The sequence below is a fragment of the Aurantibacter sp. UH7 genome (genome assembly GCF_056839165.1).
Window position 1 is genome coordinate 2494601 of the sequence record NZ_CM166388.1, and the last position, 21864, is coordinate 2516464.

General features: G+C 33.4%; 16 protein-coding genes. 2 read left to right on the plus strand and 14 right to left on the minus strand.

Features of this window, described 5'->3' with window-relative positions; translation table 11 throughout:
* Window positions 1-654 precede the first annotated feature (654 nt).
* The 5 genes from UH7x_RS10535 to UH7x_RS10555 all read right to left on the minus strand — a co-directional run bounded on the left by UH7x_RS10535 (window position 655) and on the right by UH7x_RS10555 (window position 9024).
* The gene (locus UH7x_RS10535) at window positions 655-2277 is read right to left on the minus strand and encodes a carboxylesterase/lipase family protein (protein ID WP_482359894.1); all 1623 of its coding nucleotides are present in this window, start codon (window positions 2275-2277) and stop codon (window positions 655-657) included.
* Between the two features lie 84 nt (window positions 2278-2361).
* A complete protein-coding gene (locus UH7x_RS10540; RefSeq protein WP_482359895.1) occupies window positions 2362-3303 on the minus strand; it encodes a sugar phosphate isomerase/epimerase family protein in 942 nt (313 codons plus the stop codon).
* A 223-nt stretch (window positions 3304-3526) separates the two neighbouring features.
* Window positions 3527-4651, minus strand: coding sequence for a Gfo/Idh/MocA family protein (locus tag UH7x_RS10545; RefSeq protein ID WP_482359896.1), 1125 nt, complete (start codon window positions 4649-4651; stop codon window positions 3527-3529).
* Window positions 4652-4657: 6 nt separating this feature from the next.
* Entirely contained in the window at window positions 4658-5515 is an 858-nt protein-coding gene (locus tag UH7x_RS10550) for a sugar phosphate isomerase/epimerase family protein (RefSeq protein ID WP_482359897.1), read from the minus strand.
* An 8-nt stretch (window positions 5516-5523) separates the two neighbouring features.
* Window positions 5524-9024: a PVC-type heme-binding CxxCH protein gene (locus UH7x_RS10555; RefSeq protein ID WP_482359898.1), complete on the minus strand. Its 3501-nt coding sequence runs from the start codon at window positions 9022-9024 to the stop codon at window positions 5524-5526.
* 158 nt (window positions 9025-9182) lie between these two features.
* Here UH7x_RS10555 and UH7x_RS10560 point away from each other — a divergent pair, with 158 nt between their 5' ends.
* Both UH7x_RS10560 and UH7x_RS10565 read left to right on the plus strand, forming a co-directional pair.
* Window positions 9183-10061: an AraC family transcriptional regulator gene (locus UH7x_RS10560; protein ID WP_482359899.1), complete on the plus strand. Its 879-nt coding sequence runs from the start codon at window positions 9183-9185 to the stop codon at window positions 10059-10061.
* A gap of 122 nt (window positions 10062-10183) precedes the next feature.
* A complete protein-coding gene (locus tag UH7x_RS10565) occupies window positions 10184-11689 on the plus strand; it encodes a TolB family protein (RefSeq protein ID WP_482359900.1) in 1506 nt (501 codons plus the stop codon).
* Between the two features lie 29 nt (window positions 11690-11718).
* Here UH7x_RS10565 and UH7x_RS10570 read toward each other — a convergent pair whose 3' ends face one another.
* The 9 genes from UH7x_RS10570 to UH7x_RS10610 form a co-directional block, all read right to left on the minus strand.
* A complete protein-coding gene (locus tag UH7x_RS10570) occupies window positions 11719-12159 on the minus strand; it encodes a nuclear transport factor 2 family protein (RefSeq protein ID WP_482359901.1) in 441 nt (146 codons plus the stop codon).
* 26 nt (window positions 12160-12185) lie between these two features.
* Complete coding sequence (locus UH7x_RS10575) at window positions 12186-13121, minus strand: RraA family protein (RefSeq protein WP_482359902.1); 936 nt, start codon at window positions 13119-13121, stop codon at window positions 12186-12188.
* 34 nt (window positions 13122-13155) lie between these two features.
* Complete coding sequence (locus tag UH7x_RS10580) at window positions 13156-14655, minus strand: mandelate racemase/muconate lactonizing enzyme family protein (protein ID WP_482359903.1); 1500 nt, start codon at window positions 14653-14655, stop codon at window positions 13156-13158.
* Window positions 14656-14896: 241 nt separating this feature from the next.
* Window positions 14897-15631 carry a WecB/TagA/CpsF family glycosyltransferase gene (locus tag UH7x_RS10585; RefSeq protein ID WP_482359904.1) on the minus strand — a complete coding sequence of 245 codons (735 nt, stop codon included), beginning with the start codon at window positions 15629-15631 and terminating at the stop codon, window positions 14897-14899.
* A 19-nt stretch (window positions 15632-15650) separates the two neighbouring features.
* Window positions 15651-17273 (minus strand): glucosamine inositolphosphorylceramide transferase family protein, encoded by a 1623-nt coding sequence (locus UH7x_RS10590; RefSeq protein ID WP_482359905.1) that lies wholly within the window; start codon window positions 17271-17273, stop codon window positions 15651-15653.
* A gap of 8 nt (window positions 17274-17281) precedes the next feature.
* Entirely contained in the window at window positions 17282-18379 is a 1098-nt protein-coding gene (locus UH7x_RS10595; protein ID WP_482359906.1) for a glycosyltransferase, read from the minus strand.
* 32 nt (window positions 18380-18411) lie between these two features.
* Window positions 18412-19500, minus strand: coding sequence for a glycosyltransferase family 4 protein (locus UH7x_RS10600; RefSeq protein WP_482359907.1), 1089 nt, complete (start codon window positions 19498-19500; stop codon window positions 18412-18414).
* Window positions 19501-19578: 78 nt separating this feature from the next.
* A complete protein-coding gene (locus UH7x_RS10605; protein WP_482359908.1) occupies window positions 19579-20493 on the minus strand; it encodes a glycosyltransferase family 2 protein in 915 nt (304 codons plus the stop codon).
* A 44-nt stretch (window positions 20494-20537) separates the two neighbouring features.
* Window positions 20538-21854, minus strand: a complete 1317-nt coding sequence (locus UH7x_RS10610) for a glycosyltransferase (RefSeq protein WP_482359909.1) — start codon at window positions 21852-21854, stop codon at window positions 20538-20540.
* Window positions 21855-21864 lie beyond the last annotated feature (10 nt).

A 21864-nucleotide genomic window follows, 5' to 3' on the forward strand; every position in this document is an offset into this window, starting at 1 on the left:
GTATTATTAGTGGAAAATTCATTCGATCTGTACGAACAAGAATTGCGTTGTTATAAGGGTAGTTTTCTGCTGCTAATTTTGTCAAGATGTGGATAAAATACTTTGTGATTTAGAAAACAATAAGATTTAAATTTTCACCAAATTTTATCAATTATTTTTTTAATGCTTCTCATTCAAAATAAGAAATGATAGTTTATTAAAATACTAATAAGTATAAATTGAAATATACTATTCAACTAAAATTTATTTCCGCATATCTTTTTAAGTTGTTAATTTGCAGATGTTTATAATATATCAATAAGTATAAAATACAGAACGGTTGGTTTTTTTAAATTTAAATTTGAAGGAAATTGGACATTTTAATAAATTTATCTTAAGTTTAAAATAGATAAAATTAATTGAATTTTATTTAATTATGAATTCCAATTTTCATCAATCGGGAGCTCATATTTAAGTGATATTTTAAGAAAATTAAAAATGTTAATTGAACTTTTCTGGAGTATAAAATCTTTTTAGAATGTTGGGGCAAAATAAACCATAATTAAATATACTATTAAGTATATTTTATTATAAATAGTGCAACTTTATGTTTAGATTTTAAAAGTTTAAATATGTTTTTCTAAGTGCATATTCTGAAGCCCTAAGTGGCCTAACTTACTTTTGTTTTGTTAGTGCGAATAATTCTTTGTCTAATTGCGGTTTTACAATACAAGTATTGTCAAAGTGCATGGTCGCCGTATTTTGGCTAGTGTATTTAGGCCATTCCGGTAAGTTTTGTGTATTAGGATTTCCTGTTTTTGCAAAATTTATCCAAGCCTCACTCATAACATCAGCCAGATTATGAGCTGAATTACCACCACCAGTCATTTGATTTGCTAGTGCAATGTTGTCAAATACAAAAGGAAGTTCCATACAATGAAGTGATTTATATTTTCCATCAAAGACGGGTGATTGCCATGTGAAAAGATACATGTATACATCACCACCATCCTTTAAAGATGATTTTGAATTTGCTTGGTCAACTGCACCTGGGCGAAATATAAGGTCAATGTCTATGAGGTCTTTTACTTTAGTATCGTTTGGATAAGCTTTTTTAGCTGCAGTTATATATGCTTCTGCTTTATCTTTATAAGTTTCTTTAATGTAATTAATAACAGTTTCATCGGGGGCACCTACAAAACGCATATTAGCAAATGGGGAAAACTCATTTTTAGCAGTTCCGATTAATAATGGAATACTTTTTGAAAGTTCTAAAGCTTCTGTTGATCCTGTTTGATATGGTAAATCTTCACCATCTACACTAGGCCCCCAATTTAAACCAAATCCAATTATTGGTTTTCCCGCGGCTTTCATTTTTTCTGCTACGATTTTCAGCGCCTTATTACTAGCATCTACTAAAGTTAAATACGGAATGTTCTGAATGTCATCTATATTGTTTACATCTATTTTTAGCGCTTTTAAAGTTTCAGCGGCAATAGCTTGAGTAGTTTGTTTTTCCAAAATGCCAATTCTAAACGATCCGCTCTGGTTAATAGCTTTATTAAACAAGCCCTTCGCTGAAGGCATAGCCATTAACGTGTTTACTTTAGCTCCACCCCCAGATTGACCAAATATTGTAACGTTTTTAGGGTCTCCTCCAAAATTGGAAATATTATCTCGTACCCATTCTAATGCAAGTTTTATGTCAATAATACTGTTATTAGCAGAATGCTTATATTTTTCTCCATATGAGGATAAATCCAAAAAGCCTAATACATTTAATCTGTGGTTTATGGATACAACAACAACATCACCTTTTTTGCTTAAGTTTTCACCATCATAGGAGGGTAATTCGTGACTTGAGCCTGATGTGAAACCACCACCATGTATCCAAAAAAGGACGGGTCTTTTCTTTCCGTCTTTTAAACCTGGTGTCCATACGTTTAGATTAAGGCAATCTTCATTGGTGAACCCCCAGTCATGATCAAAAACAAATTCTGATTCATCTTGAACACTAGTGGTAGGAATTAATAAAGGAGAAACAGCTCCGTACATAGTGGAGCTACGTACACCATCCCAAGGTTTTGGTTTTTGAGCTAATTCAAAGCGATTAGCTTTCGCATAAGGGATACCTTTGTAAGTTACTATTTTATTATGTATGTACCCTCTAACTTTTCCTGAATTGGTATTTGTAACCGCTACATTGGATCCTGTTTCAATTTTCGATTGAGCCAATAATTTACTGGTGCCAATCAAAATTAAAATTACATTGAATAGCGCAAACGTTCTTTTCATCATTTGGTTTTATTTAAGGTTGAAAAACCCATCGGCCGTTAAGAAGCTTAAATGGGTTTTAAATTGCTAAAAGTTAGTTAAAGAGGCTTATTTAAAACCAATTTTCTTTAATCCATCATGACTCGTTTGAATAACTTCCAAGGGTTTCATGCCATCGAATGTTTGATCCTGTTCTACCATGTAATATAACATTCCAGAGAGGTCTTTTTTAGCAAGAATTTTCGCAAAATCAATTTCTCCAGTACCAACTGGTGCAAATCGTCCTTCTTTATCCATATCTTTTACATGCCATATTTTAAACCTTCCAGGATATTTTTCGAAATACGCAATAGGGTCAGCTTCTGCCTTAGTAACCCAATATAAGTCCATTTGAAAGTTGACATTTTCGGGGTTACAGTTTTCCAATAAATAATCGATAATTACTTCGCCTGCATCATTCTTTTTAAATTCAAAATCATGATTATGATATAGAAGTTTAAGTCCCGCAGCGGAAGCTTTCTCTCCTAAAGTGTCTAATATTTTAGCTAGATCTGCAGCAGAACCTTTCATCCCCATGGCTTGTTTTTCCTGGTTATATTCAAACATACCCATAGGAGGAATTGGAATGACAAAGTATTCAAATCCAGCTGCTTTTACATCCGCCATCATGGCATCGGCATTTTCAAGGGTAACAGTTGCTTGATGCGTACTAATTGGAGATAATTCTAATTCGTCTAAAAATGCTTTAAAATCAGTGGGCGACATGTCATAAAACTTGGCATCGGCATATCCGGCGGCTTCTATGTTTTTGTATCCAGCATCTGCAACTGCTTGCAGTGTAGCTTTTGCATCAGTTCCCATATCATCGCGAACCGTGTATAAAGCTAAACCGCCAAAATTAACAGTGTTTGTTTTTTCTTCGCCTGTTTTAGTTGTTTTTTCTTCAGTAACCGCATCTTTTTTGATGTTGTCTTTACAGGAGATACCTCCTATAAGTAAAAAAGCGAGAGCAAAGCTTTTAAGTGTTAAATTAAGTTTTAATTTTTTCATGTTATTTGTGTTAGTTTTTGAATTAGAATATAAGAAACTATCCTAAATTTATTGGGTTTCTTGAACACTCTTAATCTTAAATTATAAGATTAAAACATGTCAATATAGAATAAATCTTTTAGTGCTAAAAATGATGAGAGCAATTTGCATTGAGTTTTGTAATTGTTTTTCAAATTGTAGTATAATGTATTTTAAATATTAATTAATATGGGTCGCTAGAGATTCACTGATTAAAAGTAAATTCTGGGAGTCGTATTAATTCTCCACCTTTTAAAGCTGATTCATGAGATAATATGCCAACGCAGGTAATATTTGCAGATTGGGCAGCATTCGGATATGGAGATTCTCCGTTAATTAGAGCTTCAACAAAGGCATGAACTAAATGAGGATGTGAACCACCATGACCAGCACCTTGAGTAAATGAAAGGTGTGTGTTATCATCTGTATCATAAACTCCATGTGTTGTGAAACCTTGAATTTCTTTAGGTAGTAATTTGGCAAAATCTGGGCTCTCAACTTCTTCAGGAATCTCTGGTTCTGGTTTTTTAGCAGTGTGTACTACCAATGGTTTTCCCTCAATCAATGGCCATTCTACAGATTTTTTCGAACCATACACTTCAAAACTTTCTCGATATTGGCGTGCAACATCAAAAAGAGAGCGATAAACTTGAGCGCTTAAATCGGAATCTTTAAATTTAATATGCGTAGTCTCAACCGCATATGGTGAATTATATTCTTTTATTAATTCTTCTCTAATAGTACCTGAGCCAAAACAAGAAACATATTCGGCCTCATCACGCGTTAATGCTAAAACAGGGCCTACACAATGCGTTGCATAGTGCATTGGCGGAAGTCCAGGCCAGTAATTTGGCCATCCATCCATATCTTGTTGATGGCTAGCTTTTAGAAATTGGACTTTCCCTAAATCACCATTGTCATACAACTCTTTCATAAATAAAAACTCACGTGCATAAACAACAGTTTCCATCATCATATAGGTCAGGCCAGTTTCTTTAACCAATTCTACAATCTGTCTACATTCATCAACAGTTGTTGCCATAGGTACCGTACAAGCAACATGTTTTCCAGCTTTTAATGCTTTAATTGATTGTTCACCGTGATTAGGAATAGGAGTATTTATATGAACTGCATCAACTTCGGGGTCTTTTAATAATTCTTCATACGAAGTGAATCTTTTCTCAATATTAAAAACATCTCCGATTTTATTTAATTTGGTTTCATTCCGTTGGCATATGGCAGTCAAATTTGCATTCGGATGTTTTTGATAAATTGGAATGAATTCTGCACCGAAGCCTAATCCAACAATAGCTATATTTATTTTCTGCATTCTAGTTTAATTAAATGTTTGTTTTAAAAATTTGAGTCCCTCGGATGCAAATTCATCTTGGCTGTTTGCTAGGTTTTTCCAAATACATACAGCTCCTGCTAATTCTTTTATTTCTGGAGTAAAACTTTCGATTACCATAGCTCCTCTATAATTTATGTCATCTAAGCCTAACTTAAATTCATTCCAAGGTGTGAGTCCTGTTCCAGGTATTCCCCTGTGATTTTCAGAAACTTGCACATGAATTAATTTGTCGCCAACACTTTTAATAGCTTCTCTAATATTTTTTTCTTCAATAGTCATATGAAAACCATCGAGTAAAATTTTGGCATTAGGTTCATTAACGTCTTTTGTTAAGCGAAGTAAATCAGCAGCGGTATTTACCAAGTCAGATTCGAATCTATTTAATGATTCTAAGGCAATTTGTTGTCCATACTGTTTTGCTATTTCACAAACTTTTTGAAGGTTTGTAACTGCTAAGTGCCATTCCATCTTACGTTGTTCTTCCGATACCATTCTTGCTTTGCCTACGGCAGAATACATTGGTCCAGCTAAAAAATCAACTTCAAAAGTTGCACATAGTTTGAAGCATTCTTCTACATAATTAAAGCAGTTTTCATGTAAGCTAACATCGTCAGATGTTAAATCTTTTGTAGGACCAAATACACCACAAACAGTTGGAGTTAATCCGTTGTCTATTAGCGCTTTTTTCACAATTACACCATCAATTAAATTTGGGTCTTCAACAGGAATTTCAACCACATCAAACCCCATTTCTTTAATCTTGGGAAAAAGTGAAATAGATGCTGTAGTAAATGGTGATTGCCAAAGCCAAGTGCTTACACCAAATTGTATATTTTTTGACATGCTTATATTTATTTGGAAACTACTTTCATTACTCCTTTCATAATTCGCCAATGACCAGGGAACGTACATATAAAAGGATACATGCCTAGTTCACTCGGAGCGGTAAATTTAAGTGTCACAGTTTCTTGCGGATTTATTAAATCTGTTGCAAAAAGTACTTCGTTCATATTTGGCACATAATTTAAATCGGCTCCTTTAGGGTCTTGCGCCAATTTATCTGCAGCAGCGCCAACTTTATCTGTAGTTCCGGGTTTAATGATAATTAAATTGTGTTGCATGAAATCAACATTTTCTAAGACCAATTCAATAGATTCGCCTGCTTCAACAACGAATTCTGAAAGGTCGAATTTCATTTCATTCTTTATCGTTTTAATATTGATAACGGTACTGTTACGGTCGGTATCAACTTCATCTAGGTTGCTCGTAGTGCTTGCATTAGCATAATTTTGCGCAAAAACTTGAGCTATAGAAGCACCGCTAAAAGCGTTTCTCGTTCTTTGTGAGTAATCCGTTTCTATTTCATATTTCCAATTGCCAGATAGTTTTACTGTTCTTTTGCCGGAACGAATATAAAGTTGTTCTGGTTTACCGTAAATACCGCCCCCACCTCCAGTATCTTCTACGCGAATTGCAATTGTGTTTTTTCTTTTTGAAAGTAATTTTGTAGGAACATCATAGTATCGGTTTCTTTCATAATCTTTTTCTGTTGCACCAATTTGTTCACCATTAATATAAACTACATCAGAATCGTCTATAGGGCCTAATGAGATATGTGTCTTTTCGGTAGAATTGAAATTAAAATCTTTTCGAAACCAGATTATTCCATCCATATCTAAACCCGCATCTTCAATATATTGGGGTACTTGCATAGTTTTCCAATCCTGGTCATCATAATCTACTTCTTGCCTTTTTTTAGCAAGTACTGAGCTTATTTTTAAATTTGGGTTTGATGCTGTAAACGCATTGATAAAGCTAATCGAATGCTTACTTGCAGCAGCATATGTTGCTTTAGATAGCCAATCATCACTTATAGTTGATTCTTCTTCACTAATATTAAACAATTTTTTACCAATAACTTCAGAGGCAGGGCGCTCAGCAAAATATAATAGTGCAGCTAATTGTACTAATTCATTTTTGTCAGCTAAAAGATTAGAATCTAAAATAGACGTATCACTTTTTTCATTTTTAGGGATTATTTGTAATGCTGCTTTACGAATTGCATAAGAAGGGTGATTTAGAGCGCTACTAATAATATTATAAGCTTCTTTATTTGTATTTAAATTCGTTAGCCCTTCAATAGTCCAAAGTGCATGTAGCGCAGAGACATTCATTCCCAATTTATCTACATTTTTGTTGTTGGCTAGTTCGTAGAGATCTGATAGAATATCTTTATTTCCTAGTTCAATTAATAGGCGTTGAGCAGTTAAACGCCAAAACATGTTGTCATTTGAAAGTGCTTCAATTAATTCATCAGGCTCATTTTTATCTAAAGTTAATGGAGATTCTTCTTCCATGTTTTTTGGTACAATTCGCCATATTCGCCCTCTTGATTTATCACGCAATAGATTTTCATAAGCATTCCCTTTTCCGTTTGTAGCATTGTACCCTGCATTATCTTTTCTTGGAGTCGGGTTGTGTTGCACAATAAAATTGTACCAATCTGCAACCCAAACATTACCATCAGGACCTACTTTGGCCTCAACAGGAGAAACCCATTCATCAGAACTAGCAAAAATATTACCTCCATCTTTCTCCTTATACCCAGCGCCGTCTCTTTCTATTTTTGCAATATGAACAACACCACCAGTTGGCTCACAAACAAAAGCAACTTTGTTCCAATACGTACTTGGGTAATTTCTTGCTGTATAAAAATGATGCCCTGCCGCAGCAGTAAACCCTCCGAAAACATCAACCTGTCTAATATTCGGAGTTAATGGTTGCATGGCATAGTGCCCATCAATTTTTAAGCTTCCTTGAGCTGGAATTCCATCCAAACCTTTCATTATTTTGTTGGGTATTCCTAAATAAACACTGTGGGTGTTGTTTGCCGTTGAAGCAAAAAGAGAGTTATCTTCAGTGATACCCAATCCCCAAGTGTTATTGCTCGTATTCGTTAACACTTCAAAGTATTTTTTCTTTGGATTGAAACGATACATGTTTTGATTAAAGTCAAGCCCTTCACCATAAATAGAGCCTTTAAAACCAGAATAACCAACAACGCCATATAGATTATTATCAATGCCATTTTGAAGATTGGAAGGCCCAGCATGGGTGTCATATGTTCCCCAGCCATCAATAATAATCTCTCTAATATCTGCTTTGTCATCGCCATCGGTATCTTTTAGAAATAAGAAATGTGGAGCCTGAGAAACAATAATTCCACCATTGTAAAATGCAAAACTAGTAGGTATGTTTAGGTTTTCCGCAAAGACGGTAACCTTGTCGGCTTTGCCATCATTATCAGTATCTTCTAAAATTTTTACCATGTCATCACCTATGCCATTTTCATCACGTACCGTATTAGGATAATCAACAGTTTCGATAACCCAAAGTCTGCCTTTTTCATCCCAGTTCATTGCAATCGGATTAATAATATCTGGTTCGGATGCAAAGAGTTTTAAATTAAATCCGGCTGGTACTTGAATTAACTTAGCTGATGCTTCTGGTGTTAATGGTAATTGATATTTTAAAGGTGGATTACGTTTTTCGTAATTAGGAATATTGTCACGTTCTTCATAGGCTAAAGTTGGAATGTCTTTAGTATAAGCTTCCCAATTTTTCTTAGCGTTAGCATCGACGGCCCAGAGTATACCTTGTTTTATTAATTGTTGAAACCCAGATTGATTCCAAGTGCGTTCGTCATGGCCATATGCTGTGTAAAAAACTTTTCCTTCACCAACTTTTTTAACCCAAGTCCACGGTTCATGATGTTCACCTTCTACGCGTTCCATTAAAATTTCAATATCATCTGCTATTTTATCGTGTACATAAGTTTCATCCCAAGTAGAAAATTCTTGAAGACCTTGCATAGTAGGGTGGTCTTTTTTTACAATGGTAGTATTAAAAGTACCTTTTCCATGATTCTTAAATTGTGCCCCAACTAAATCTATATATTCTGGAGAGTTTTTAAAGCAAAAACTAGCGGAGTGAATCGGAATTAAAGCATGGCCGCTTGAAATATATTCTAGAAGAGCTGTTTCTTGACTCGGTTCAATTTCTTCATGATTCGCATAAATTATTAAACCATCAAATAAATTTAGGTTATCAGAATTTAGATCATTTATATCTTCTGTATATGTAATATTTATACCGTCTTTTGTGAGTGCGGCTGCAAGAATTGGGAAATATTCATTAGAATTATGATGCTCTAATTCATGTCCTAGAAATAATAACTCTATACGTCTTGGTTGATCATCGACAAAAACAATTTTTTGTTTCTTGCTAGTACATCCTATAAATAACGTTACCACAACTAGACCACCGATAATCCCTCCTAGAACATTTTTCATAATATGCTTATCTAAATAATTATCAATTTTAAGTAATAATATCACATCAATTAGACTGTCTTATTGCAGATATTGACTTTATTATATCACATAATTGTCAAATAATTGTTTTTGTAGATAGTTTAGTGTTACTTTAATTGTTATCAAAAATTATAAAATTGAAAATAGCACTACAAAAATCACCAATTCCTAAAACGCATGCCTTTGTGGTTCAGTTATTAAGACAAACGATTTTTGATCCAAACTGGCATTTTCATCCGGAGTATCAATTATTTATGGTTTTAAATGGAACTGGCACCAGATTCATTGGGGATCATGTAAAATCTTTCCAAGCTGGTGATATTACTTTTTTAGGGCCAGACTTGCCTCATCTATGGCGTAGTGATAATTTAGAAGGTACAAACGATAATGTGAATTGGGCAGAAGGTATAGTGATATATTTTGACGAGAATTTTATTGGCGAAACACTATTAAATAAAGAGGAAGGAATTTTATTGCGGAAATTATTTCGTAAAAGTTTACGTGGTTTTGATGTGACAAAAGGTGGTGCAAAAGAGATACGAACAATGATTTTAAATCTCCCAAATCTTGAAGGGTTTGATGCGGTATTGGGTTTAATGCATATTTTAAATAAACTATCACAAATCGATAATTTAGAGCCCTTAGCAAGTGTTGGTTACACTAATACACTTAGAGAAGGCGATACAGAGCGTATGAATAAAGTGTATGCCTATGTACTGAAGCATTTTCAGAGAAAAATTTCAATAACTGAACTTGCTACATTAACCAACATGACCCCAACATCATTTAGTCGATATTTTAAAATTCATGCGAACAAAACGTTCTCAGAATTTGTAAGTGAAATAAGAATTGGACATGCATGTAAGCTTTTAATTGAAAAAAAAATGAATGCATCAAGAGCAGGTTATGAAAGTGGTTTTAGAACAATGTCTAATTTTAATAGGCAGTTTAAAACAATAACGAATACTACTCCACTAGATTACAAAAGACGGTATGATATGACTAAATCAGATTAATCTGTTTTTAAATTTAGCGGATGCTATATTTTAAAATTTGTAACTTCTATAATTATTTTTTTTAGATGCTCATTCTACTGCAATGATAGAAATTAGCAAGGTGCCAACTAAACCAACTTAAAATGAAATTATTAAAATCGCTATTCTTTTTCCTAGTACTACTATGTTTTTCTTCAGGATACGCTCAAAATGAAATTGGGCAATTTGATCGAAATACAGATATAGGTGATTGTAAAAATTCAGGAAAGGTTATTTATTCTGAAAAAGAACAAACATATACTGTTAGTGGGTCTGGTACTAATATGTGGTTTGGCTCAGATGAGTTTCATTATTTATGGACAACTATTCAGGGAGATTTTATACTAAGAGCTGAGGTAGAATTCGTTGGTGATGGAGTGGATCCACATAGAAAAGTAGGTTGGATAATTAAAAATAGTTTAGATCCAAATTCAAAACATGTAAATGCTTCTACTCATGGCGATGGGTTAACAACGTTACAGTCAAGAAAAGAAGTCGGGGCAGATACGGAAGAAGTAGTTTCATCAGGAACCAATCCAGATGTGATTCAATTGGAAAGAAAAGGAGACACCTATATAATGTCTACAGCCAAGTTTGGCGAAGATTTTACAAGTGTAACCCTCGATACCGTTAAAATGGATAATGAAGTTTATGTTGGAATATATATGTGTTCGCATAATTCTGATGTAGTAGAAAGTGCTATTTACAGAAATGTGAGAATTATTCGGCCAGTAGATTCTGACTATAAACCGTATCGTGATTACCTAGGTAGTAACCTAGAAATAATGGATGTTGAATCGGGTCATCGAAAAATAATCTATCAGTCTGCACATTCTATACAAGCTCCAAATTGGACAGTTGACGGGAAGAAACTAATTTATAATTCAAAAGGGCATTTATATAACTACGAAATTTCAAGCAATTCAATTACGCCTTTAAATACAGGTTTTGCAGTAAATAATAATAATGATCACGTCTTGTCTTTTGATGGAGAAATGTTGGGGATAAGTAATCATAATCAGCATGATGGTGGTACTTCTGCTATATATTATTTGCCAACTGAAGGTGATTCATTACCAAAGTTGGTCACTAAAAAAGGTGTAGGTGCATCGTACTTGCATGGGTGGTCACCCGATAATAAAAAAATGATATTCACGGGCAATCGTGATGGTGCGTATAATATTGTTACGATTGATGTTGAATCTGGTAGAGAAGAAAAATTAACAGATTTACCTACACTTGATGATGGGGCTGAATACAGCCCTGATGGAAAGCATGTTTTTTTCAATTCAGTGCGAACGGGAACAATGCAATTATGGAGAATGAAAGCTAATGGAAAAAAGCAAACTCAACTTACTTTTGATCAGTACAATGATTGGTTTCCTCATGTAAGTCCGGATAAAAAATGGATAGCTTTTATTTCATTTCCATCAGATATAGATCCAAGTTCACATCCGTTTTATAAACATTGTCTTTTAAGAGTAATGCCTTATGAAGGAGGGGAGCCGAAAATTATTGGATATATATACGGAGGTCAAGGAACGATAAATGTGCCAAGTTGGTCGCCAGACAGCAAAAAAATAGCCTTTGTAACGAATACAAGGCTATAATTTTAATCTTCCTTTTAACTAACTTAGAGCTACAATTTATAAGCTTGTCTTGCTAGTATTTGCCATTTGCCATTGTGCTTTTTTAGAATCATCATATTTCCAATCTTAACATCTACAGGTTCGCCAGCATTACGTGCCTTGGTTTGAAAAATATGACGTGCAACAGCTATGTTGTCTCCTGATAAATAAATGGTTTGATCATTTCTATCAATTGTAATAAAATCGAATGTACCATTTACTACGGCTTCAATAAATTGTTTTTTGTTTTCAATTCTACCGGAAGAATGCCCGTATGTTAATTCTTCCATCATTATACTTTGTAGTGCTGCACTATCGCGATCTACCATAGCTTTACTAAGTTTATTAATGGTTTTTTCAACTTCCAAAATTTCTTCATTATTTGAATTTTGGGCAGAAACGAGAGTACCGCAAAAAACAAATAATAGAAATAGCTTTTTGATATTTTTCATATTACAATTGCTCTTTTAAACCGTTTTTATTTGTCTTGTGTTTTCAGATAATCGTTTAGTTCTTTTCTAGTCATTGGCAATTTACTATCTGGATAATTTTTTAACCAATTTCTAAAATCAGTTTTTATTTCGTCAGTCCATTTCGTATCAATTTGACCAGCGGTGAACTTTTTTTCTTTAAGTCTTTGAAAACCGAACACATCTCTTAATCCCACTACTTCAGATGAGATAACTAAGTTGGCAACCAGATGAGATGGAATAAAAATTGTACCATGTCTATTAGCTAAAACCACATCGCCAGGTAAAACCGTAGCGCGTCCTATTCTAATGGGTGTGTTAATTGAAGTCAACATTTGATTTTGTAAATACGAGGGGTCCTCATCTCTGTACCATCCATTAAAACCTTCAATATCCAAAAGACCTGCTAAATCACGAATTCCTCCATCGAAGATTACACCATTGCCAGAATTGGCATAGATTGCATTTCCTAAATTAGATCCAATTAATGTGCCGTCAATAATTCTACCATAACCATCAGCTACATAAACATCACCAGGTTGTAGAATTTGAATCGGCCACGAGTTGCTTCCTCCAATAGTATCTCTTTTTTCTTTGCCTCCGGTGACTTTAATTAATTGCTTATAGTCAGGTCTTTCGGGCATATATTGTGCTGTAACAACACGGCCGGTCATAACGCCATCTGGGTGAATTACTTTCCAATCTCCTTCATATTGGGTATGATAGTTTTTTCCTCTTAAATATCCCCAAGCCTCTTCAATTTGAATATTCTTCATTCTTTTTAAAAGAGCATCTGAAACTTTAGGTCTGCCGTCTTCAAAGCGTTCTCCTTTCCATTCAGATGTTAGTGCTTTAATATACGCTGGACTACTTCCAACTTCTTGTGCTTGAGTAGAAAATGATATTAAGATTCCTGCAATTACTAATATTATATTTTTATTCATTTTTCCTATTTATAGATAATTCTAATTAAGTTGTTTAACTGTAAGTTCTATCGTGAGATCTAAGTTCATTCCATTCATCAGTTGGAGCGAAGAATGATTTATCTCTCGGGTCCATATGTGCTTTTATGACATCCATATTAAGTTCAATTCCAAGGCCAGGGGAATCTAAAGGCACCGGAGAAAAGCCTTTGTCAATCATTTTTTCTTTGCCAGTCATTTTTACCAAATCTTCCCACCATGGTAAATCTACAGAGTGATGTTCTAGTGCTAGGAAGTTTTGTGTGGCGGCAGCGCAATGCACATTAGCCATAAATGAAACGGGAGTACCCGCCTGATGCATGGCCATTGCAATACCAAATTCTTCAGCATAATCTGCAATGCGTTTTGTTTCTAAAAGACCTCCTGAAGATGCTAAATCTGGATGCACAATATCAACGGAACGATTATGAATTAATGGTTTAAAGTTTTCTAAATAATGTATATCCTCTCCAGTTGTTGTAGGTGTTTCTATGGCGTCAGAAATAGTTCTCCATTGTTCTGTGTGTTGCCATGGTATCATGTCTTCAAACCATGCTAAGCGATATTTATCCAATGCTTTGGCTAAACGAATACCGTTATTAAGGTCAAAATGACCATAGTGGTCTGTAGAAATTGGAATTTCATAACCAACCATATTTCTAACATTTTCAACTACTTGTTGAAGATGTTCTAGTCCCTTCTCTGTAATCTGAATTTGTGTAAATGGGTGTGCAGTATTTCCATAAGACATATAATTTCTTTGGTCTCCCCATTGATTTAGGTTCCCTTTATTGTCCTCCCAGAATTTACCGTTTACAACAGTGCCAGGAATTCCTTTTAGCTCACCTATAGAAACATCCATTTTTAACCAAGTATACCCTTGATCTTTTACTCTAAAGTTTATTAAACGTTGTTGCTCTTCGGGTGAACTTGCCTCTGGAGTATCTGCATAAAGTCTTATTTTATCTCGATATCTTCCGCCTAATAATTGCCATGCAGGCACATTATATGCTTTGCCACAAAGATCCCATAATGCCATTTCAACGGCACATACACCTCCCGCTTGTCGGGATGGGCCTCCAAACTGCTTTATGCTTTTAAATATTTTTTCAACATTACATGGGTTTTGCCCCAGAATACGAGCTTTTAACATTAATGCATATCGAACATCGGCCGCATCTCTTACTTCACCTAAACCATAAATTCCTTGGTTGGTGTCGATTCTAATAATTGCTGTTCCGCCCATTACACTGGTAAGCGCATAACGCATATCGGTTATTTTTAGTTCGGAAGGCGAAGAAGATCGGTTAACTTTTGAGGTTGTTTCTGCAACAGTATCTTCAAAAGAGTAGCCCATGAAACTAGATAAGGCAATTCCACCTAAGGCAGTTTTTTTTAAAAAGTCACGTCTTTTGTCTCCTGTTTTTGGGTTGTCTATTTCTGATTGTCTTTTAGCTGTGTAAGCATTCTCTTCTTTCTTATTTTGTGCAATAAGATGTTTTAGATTGTTTTTCATTTTAGTTGGTTTGATAAATAAAATGTTTGCTCCAATTTGATTTTACTCAATGGGCATTTAAGATAATAAGAAATAGCGTTGGTTGAATTTTAAAGGTGTAAATTTTTCAAAAAATCAAACAAATTTTAAAATTTCAAGAATAATGTAAAGCCTAGGAAATCTGTGGCTACAGCCCATGATTGTACACAGAAAAAAGTAATTGTCAGACGTGAAAATTAAGAGTAGTATTATGTTTAATATACTAGAATACTTTCTTGAAGAATGCTTTAATTAAGTAACCCAAGAAAATAACACCATAATATATATAACGTTTCCACATGCGTTTAGGTTCTTTAAGCAATCTTCCTAACCACTCGAGACCTAAATTAATCCAAATTTTATTTGGCCTTTTCATAGTGCCTGCATAAAAATCGAAAACCGCACCAATCGAACAAATTATAGAAGCATCAAGTTCGCTTTTATTGACAAAGGACCATTTTTCTTGTTTCGGAGCGGTCATGCCAACAAAAAGCACGTCAGGTTTAAATTCATTTACGGCAGCAATCATTTGGGCATTATCTTCTTCTGAAAACTTATCTTTATACGGAGGTGAATAGAAGCCTGTTTTAATATTAGGATATTCTTTTGAAAGACGACTTTTAATTAGTGATAAAGTGTTTTCAGATGAACCTAAGTAAAAGCATGAGCCTTGTTCTGAATTCAATTTATTTAGTAAATAATCGTGCAGGTCAGCTCCAGCTATTTTTCTAATTTTTTTACCATAAAGTAATTTGGCGGCTATAACAATGCCAATTCCATCTGGTAATAGAACTTCACTTTGCTTTAAGGCCTCTCTAAACTCTGGGTCAGATTCTGCAATGCAATAAGAATACTGATTGATTGTATTAACAAGTGTTTTTTGTGGTGAAAAAGCTTGTGCTAATTCGCCATTAAAAACTTGATAACCTAAACATTCTGTATGTAGTTTTTTATGCATTTTAAACAAATTATATAATCTAATGTTTTGTATAAGCAACGTCTATAACAAAACGATCATCGGTTTGATGAAGATGATGGACAGACATAAGTCCCTCATAAAAATCTGGTTCAACAGTTTTTACAGTTTCTTCTTCATATTCTTCTAAGTTTAATTTTTTTATTTTATTGATATTTAACGCACGACCATAAACGCCTTGATCGTTACATTGTGACGGTCTATAAATTTCATTGTTATAGCTAAAAATTGCACCGCCATTTCTGGCAATTCGAGAATCAATTAAAACGGGATTTTGACTATGTGGTGTCAATTTTGAAAAGTCCGATGATTCTACTTTATAAATATGTAATTCATTTTCTAGAGGTACTGTGGTTTCATCGCCTTTGTTTAGAAATAACCATTTGTCTCCCTGCTCGTCATTATAGAAAAAGGCGTCGGCAACTAATTTACCTTCAAACACCGATGTGTGTAATTCCCATTTCTCAGGAAACTTTACACATCTATAAATATCAAGTCTTTTATTTTCAGAGCTTTCAGGCATGAGGAAAATTTCTCCATTTTCCTCAAAAATGAATGGGTAGGATAAATGATAATCCAAATCTAAAATATCAATAACTTCAATTATTTTATCGTCTTTTAATTTTCCACAAGAAATTTTTCCACGTTTGGTAGCGTAGGGGAAATTTTCAAAAAAAACGTATCTCTCATTTTTAAATTCAAACAAAAAGGGATCTGCCCAAAATTCATTTTTAGGTAAATCGATAGGCTTTAAAGTTGATAAATCTGTTTCGTTAAATTTACCATCAGCAATAAATAAAGTAAAACATTGATAACGCCATTTAAATATTTTAGTAGCAATACGTTCGAAAACTTTAGAAATTACTTTGAAGTAAAATCGAGATGAATAATCTAACACCTGTATAAAATTAGGCTGCTCTAATAAGGTTTTAGTAGTTTCTAATGTTCCAGAAACATGGAGTTTTCTTTGAATATTTGGTTTTAGATTTTTTATTAAAAGTGCCACAGCAGATTCCAAAACCATATCTGTAGTTTTTACTAAAGACCAATGTTTATTAAAATGTGCATGGTCTATGATAACTATGTCATTGTCTTGTTCTTTTTGGTTGCGCAATGAAACAAAAACAGTTGCTTCTTCTTTTATGATTTCCCAAAAACCTATCGGACTATTGGAACTAATATGCTCAGCATTATGCTTTAGAGAATAGCTACCTTTTTTTGAAAAAGGAGCGAGTAAGTCTGAATTAAAACAAGTGTCAAGTTCAAGTATTAAATCTAATTCTAGGCTTGTTAATTTTTCAATTATTTTAGAATTTACTTTTGTTTCTTTATGATTGAATTCAAACTTTTCAATGTTTTTTAATTCAGATTTTAACTTAGAGAAACTGACTGTTGCTGGTTTGTTAAAAAAGAACTTTCGTTCGATATGCCATTGCATTTTTAAAATTACACTACTTAAGAAGTTTTTAGGTAACCGGAGTTCGGGGTATTTGCTGGTTTTAGGTTTTTCAGAAATTATAAGTGCAGAAAACTCAAGCTCAGCCGTGTCAAGAATATGTTTAAGTATTCGCAACTGCCAGTTGGCTATGTTGTTAATATTATCTGTTAGAACTGCAATTTTCATAAACCTATTTAATTCGTTTTATTTACATTGTTTAAAATAGAAATCATTCTTTTTTCAAATGTTTGAAATGTAAACGACTCTTTGTAAAGTCTGTTGCCCTCATTGCCCATCTTAGTGCTTAGCTCTGGGTTTTTGATAAATTTTTCCATTTTATTAGCCAGTTCTTTAGTGTTCTTTTTTTCAATGACAAAGCCGGATTCTCCGTTGATTACTATTTCCGGAATAGCGCCTTCATCAGTAGCAATAATTGCCAAATTATATTGCATTGCTTCTAAAAGAACAAGTGGGAAACAATCTTCATGCGTGGGATGAACAAACACATTTGCCTTTTCTAAATATGGGTTCTTATCGGTGTCATATTTTTTGCCATGAGCAAAAACTTTATTAGATAACCCAAGGGATTTTACTTTAGAAGAAAATGTAATTTCATCAATATCAGACCAGTCACCAACAAAATTACACTCGAAATTTAAGTTTTTAGCAGCTAAAATCTGGCATGCTTTTAAGAGCGTAAATACGCCCTTAGATTTCATCATGTTTGAAAGAAAAAGAAAACTTACTGTTTCATTTGAGATTTCTCTATTGCTAATAATTTGAATCTCAGGAATGCCATTAGCGCAAAAATATACATCTTCTTTTTTAACATATCTTGCAATATCATCGTAAAGTAGTGGAGAAAGGAGTATGCATTTGGTGTTATTAAATACAAAGCTATAACATAGTTTTTTTAACCAGTTACTACTGTTTTCTTTCACTCCTTTATTATGAAAATGAAAAACTATTTTTTTTCTAAAAAGCTTAAGTAAAATGACAATTAGTAAGTCTTTATAGAACCCAGGACCTTTAGAAGTTAAGGTCATATAGCAAAGGTCGTAGTTTGTTCTAAATAATGTTTTTACTATGTTTTTTTGAATCTTTAATACTTCACGTAGTTTACCCTGACTGTGTTTGCCAATATCTTCTAAATTAAATGAGGTGGCTAGGTTGATATAGTTTGCTTCAAAACTTGAATTAATTATCGAACTATTCTTCATACGTTTACTAACCATCGAAGCCCCGTGAACAGGTGGTGGTAAATGTAAAATGAATAGTATTTTTGGTAGCATTTTTATGGACTATATTTAATGATAGATTAGTATCACTTTTTTTCTATATGGTTAATGGTATCAATTATTCCTTGAGCAGCATTCTGGAAATTTAATTCTTGTACTTTAGTTTTGGCGTTTTCACTTAACGTCTGCCAAGTTTCGGCATTATTTAAAATTTCATTTGTTTTCTGCACCCATTTGTCTGTGTCAATTTCTAATACAAACCCATTGTATTTATGAATTAGAAGATCATCTACAACTCCTGCAAAAGGAGTTGTAATTACTGGAGTACCGCTTGCCATAGCTTCGTTAACTACAACTCCCCATGGATCCATTCTTGTTGTGAACAAAAACAATTTAGCATCTGAATAATATTTTGGTAATTCTTCTTGAGATATAAATCCGGGAAAATCATAATCAATATTATGTGCATCTAATTTCGAAAAGAGTTCTCCTTTTAATGGTCCACTTCCAAGAATCAAAATTTTAAAGCCTTCGATTTTTTTCGCTAGCTGTATAACTACATCTGCAAAGAATAATGGTAGTTTGCGTTCTGTAAACTGTCCAGAATAAATAACATGATACTTGCGACTATCAAATCTTTTTTCGTTTTCAAATTTAGAATTATGGATACAAAGTGCACTTTGAAAGATTTTCTCTTTCTTAATACCGTATGCTTCAAAAAGTTTCATACTATTTTTGCTGGCGCCGATATATGCTGAAGATGTTTTAAAAACAATTTTGCGAACAAGGGTATGAACCCAAGACAAATCTTTTTCTGAGCCGAGCCAGCCATCCGTCATCGGTATAAAATTTTTGCGATAAACTAGTGTGTAAATCCAGCCGTAAAGGTGTGTAGGGTTGAAGCCTGTAGCAATAACGTTATCTGGCTTGTATTCTTTTAATACTTTAAATACTTCAGGATTATTATGCACATAATTGAAACCATCTTTTTTTAGATGTACATTTTCTTTTAAGAAAACATGTTTGAATTGAAGTTCATTGATGTTCCACTTTCTATTTGATTCTGTATTCGCACAAAAAATAACCATGAAATCTTCTCCATAATGTTGGTTTAGGATTTCATACATTGGCAATCGATAAGGTGCCGGGATATTTATTATTAGTGCAGTTCTCATTAGTGAATAATTCTAAAATTTAGTTTTGATTATTAGCTTTTTTTAATGCTTTATTGATTGAAACTTTTACTTAATTATTTATGATGAATATTCATTGTATCTCACATTAATCATTCCTGACAAAGCTCCAAGACTATCTGAAATAGCTAGTACACCCCAAAATCTGTTTTTCCAAGGAATGATGGCAAAGGGCAATGTTATAATGCCTGTTATTAAATAAAAAATACTTACTACAAATTTCTTGATTAATTGTTTAAAGTCTTTTTGTAATTTTAAAATGTATGTGTACGTTGATGCACCTCTAAAAGTACGTTTGATTAACCATGATAAATTTGCTCTGGTATCTGGTATGGTTTCATACACAACTGCTTTTTTAGACCAATAATTTTTAGCTTTTTTCTTCATTGCTTGAACACCAAAAAACGAATCTTCACCACCTGTAATGTTAAAGCGTATATCAAAGGTTAAATGATTGTCTACTATAAATTTTGTTTTTAGTAGTACATTATTACTTTCAAAATCGGTTATTTCTTTATGGTGTTCGAAATCTAGATAATCAAAATGATTTGAAATACTTTGTTTTACTTCACTTTCAAATACAGGAATATTTGGGCCCTGAACGATATCGGCGTTTTTATTTTCTGCTAGATTAACCAATTCATTCAGCCAGCTTTTAGAAACATATTCATCGTCGTCGACAAAAATGATGTATTTGGGATTTAAATTTATGGCCTGTTTTAAAATTTCGTTCCTAACGTTGGATAAGCCTTTTATGGTATAACTCTGGTAAATAAAATTGAAATTCATTGGACACTCTTTTTCAAGAGTAATTGCAATTTTTTCTGCCGTTTTCTCTAAATCATTATCTACAACTAAAATGACAATTTTATTGATGATTGAACGGTCTATAGTACATAGGTATATGCTGCGTATTAATTTCGCCAACATATCTGGTCTTTTGTAAGTTGGTATACCTATTACTAGATTATTCATATTTTTATCTTCGACAGTAAGATGTGTAAAACACTTTGTGTTTGTTAATTATGAATTACACTTTCAATGCATTTTTTAAATTTATTGGCTACAATATCGGTATTGTGGCGTTCTTCTGCTAGATTTCTAGCTGTAAGGGCAAATTCCTCACGTAACTGCTTGTTTTCTATTAAGTTTTTGATTTTTTCGACCAATTTTTCTGTTTTGTTTTCGGTAACCACGGCTGCCCATTTGCGCTTTTTGGCGTATTGAGTTAAAGCTGTGTCTTCAGGAGCAAAAATGATTATTGGGGTGCCACTTGCCATATATTCAGAGGCCTTTGTAGGCATAGAATATTTGATAAAAGCAAGTCCGTCCGGGTCAAAATCATAGGGTAATATCATAAAATCAGCCGCGCCAAAGACTTCTGGCAACCTAGAATACGACACAAAATTCTGATGATTAGTGCATTTGAAGTTGTCAAGCCAATCTGGCGCTTCTTGTGCCTGAATCAGAAAATTTATTTCCATATCTAAATCTTCATTTACAAGATCAATAGCATGCGCTATGGTCATTAACGAATTGTCGATGCCCAGACCAATTCTGCCGGCGTACATTATTGTAGGACTATGGTTTATAGCGTAGTCACTTCTTTGTCCAGTTTTCCAAAAGTCTATATCAATTGGATTGTGAAAAGTGACAAATTCCTTGTTGTATCTTCTTAAATATTCTTCACCCATATAATCACTAATGCTCATAACAAGATTCGAGTGGTTTAGTAGATCTTTGAATTCGTAATCTATTTTTTTTCTCCAATAATTTTTCATAAACGTTTTGTTACCAGCTAGTGTTAGCCAATCATCCATTTTATGAAAAACCATGGGTTTATTTAAATACTCTTGAACTGCAATACAAAAAAGAATTTCTTCTCTGGATGAGCTTTGCGCATAAATTACATCTGGGTTAATTTCGGTAAGCCAATCACAGAATTTTGGAGACAGTTGTGTTTTAGAAATAAAATGAGAAAGACCAGAGTAGTGAAAAATTGGAGATATATATTTTTCTATGAAATTTGACCTTACCTTTGTATCAGTTTCTTCATGCAATACATTTTTTTTAGGTTGTTTTGAGAAGCTAACTTCACCACTTTCATATTTGCGACCAAATAGGTTTAAAGGAAAAATCCATTTTCTTTCTTCAGAACCTAATTGATAATAATTGTTACATCTATCTTTGGCAATATCACCTGTTAAAAGATAACCTGAACAAGCCACAGCTATTTTATCGGCTTCCCATTTAGAAAATAAATTCGAAAGTGTAATTCCTCCTCCAGTATCAGATACAAAAGGTTGGTTTAATATTAAAATTTTAGGTGAGGGCATCTAATTATAT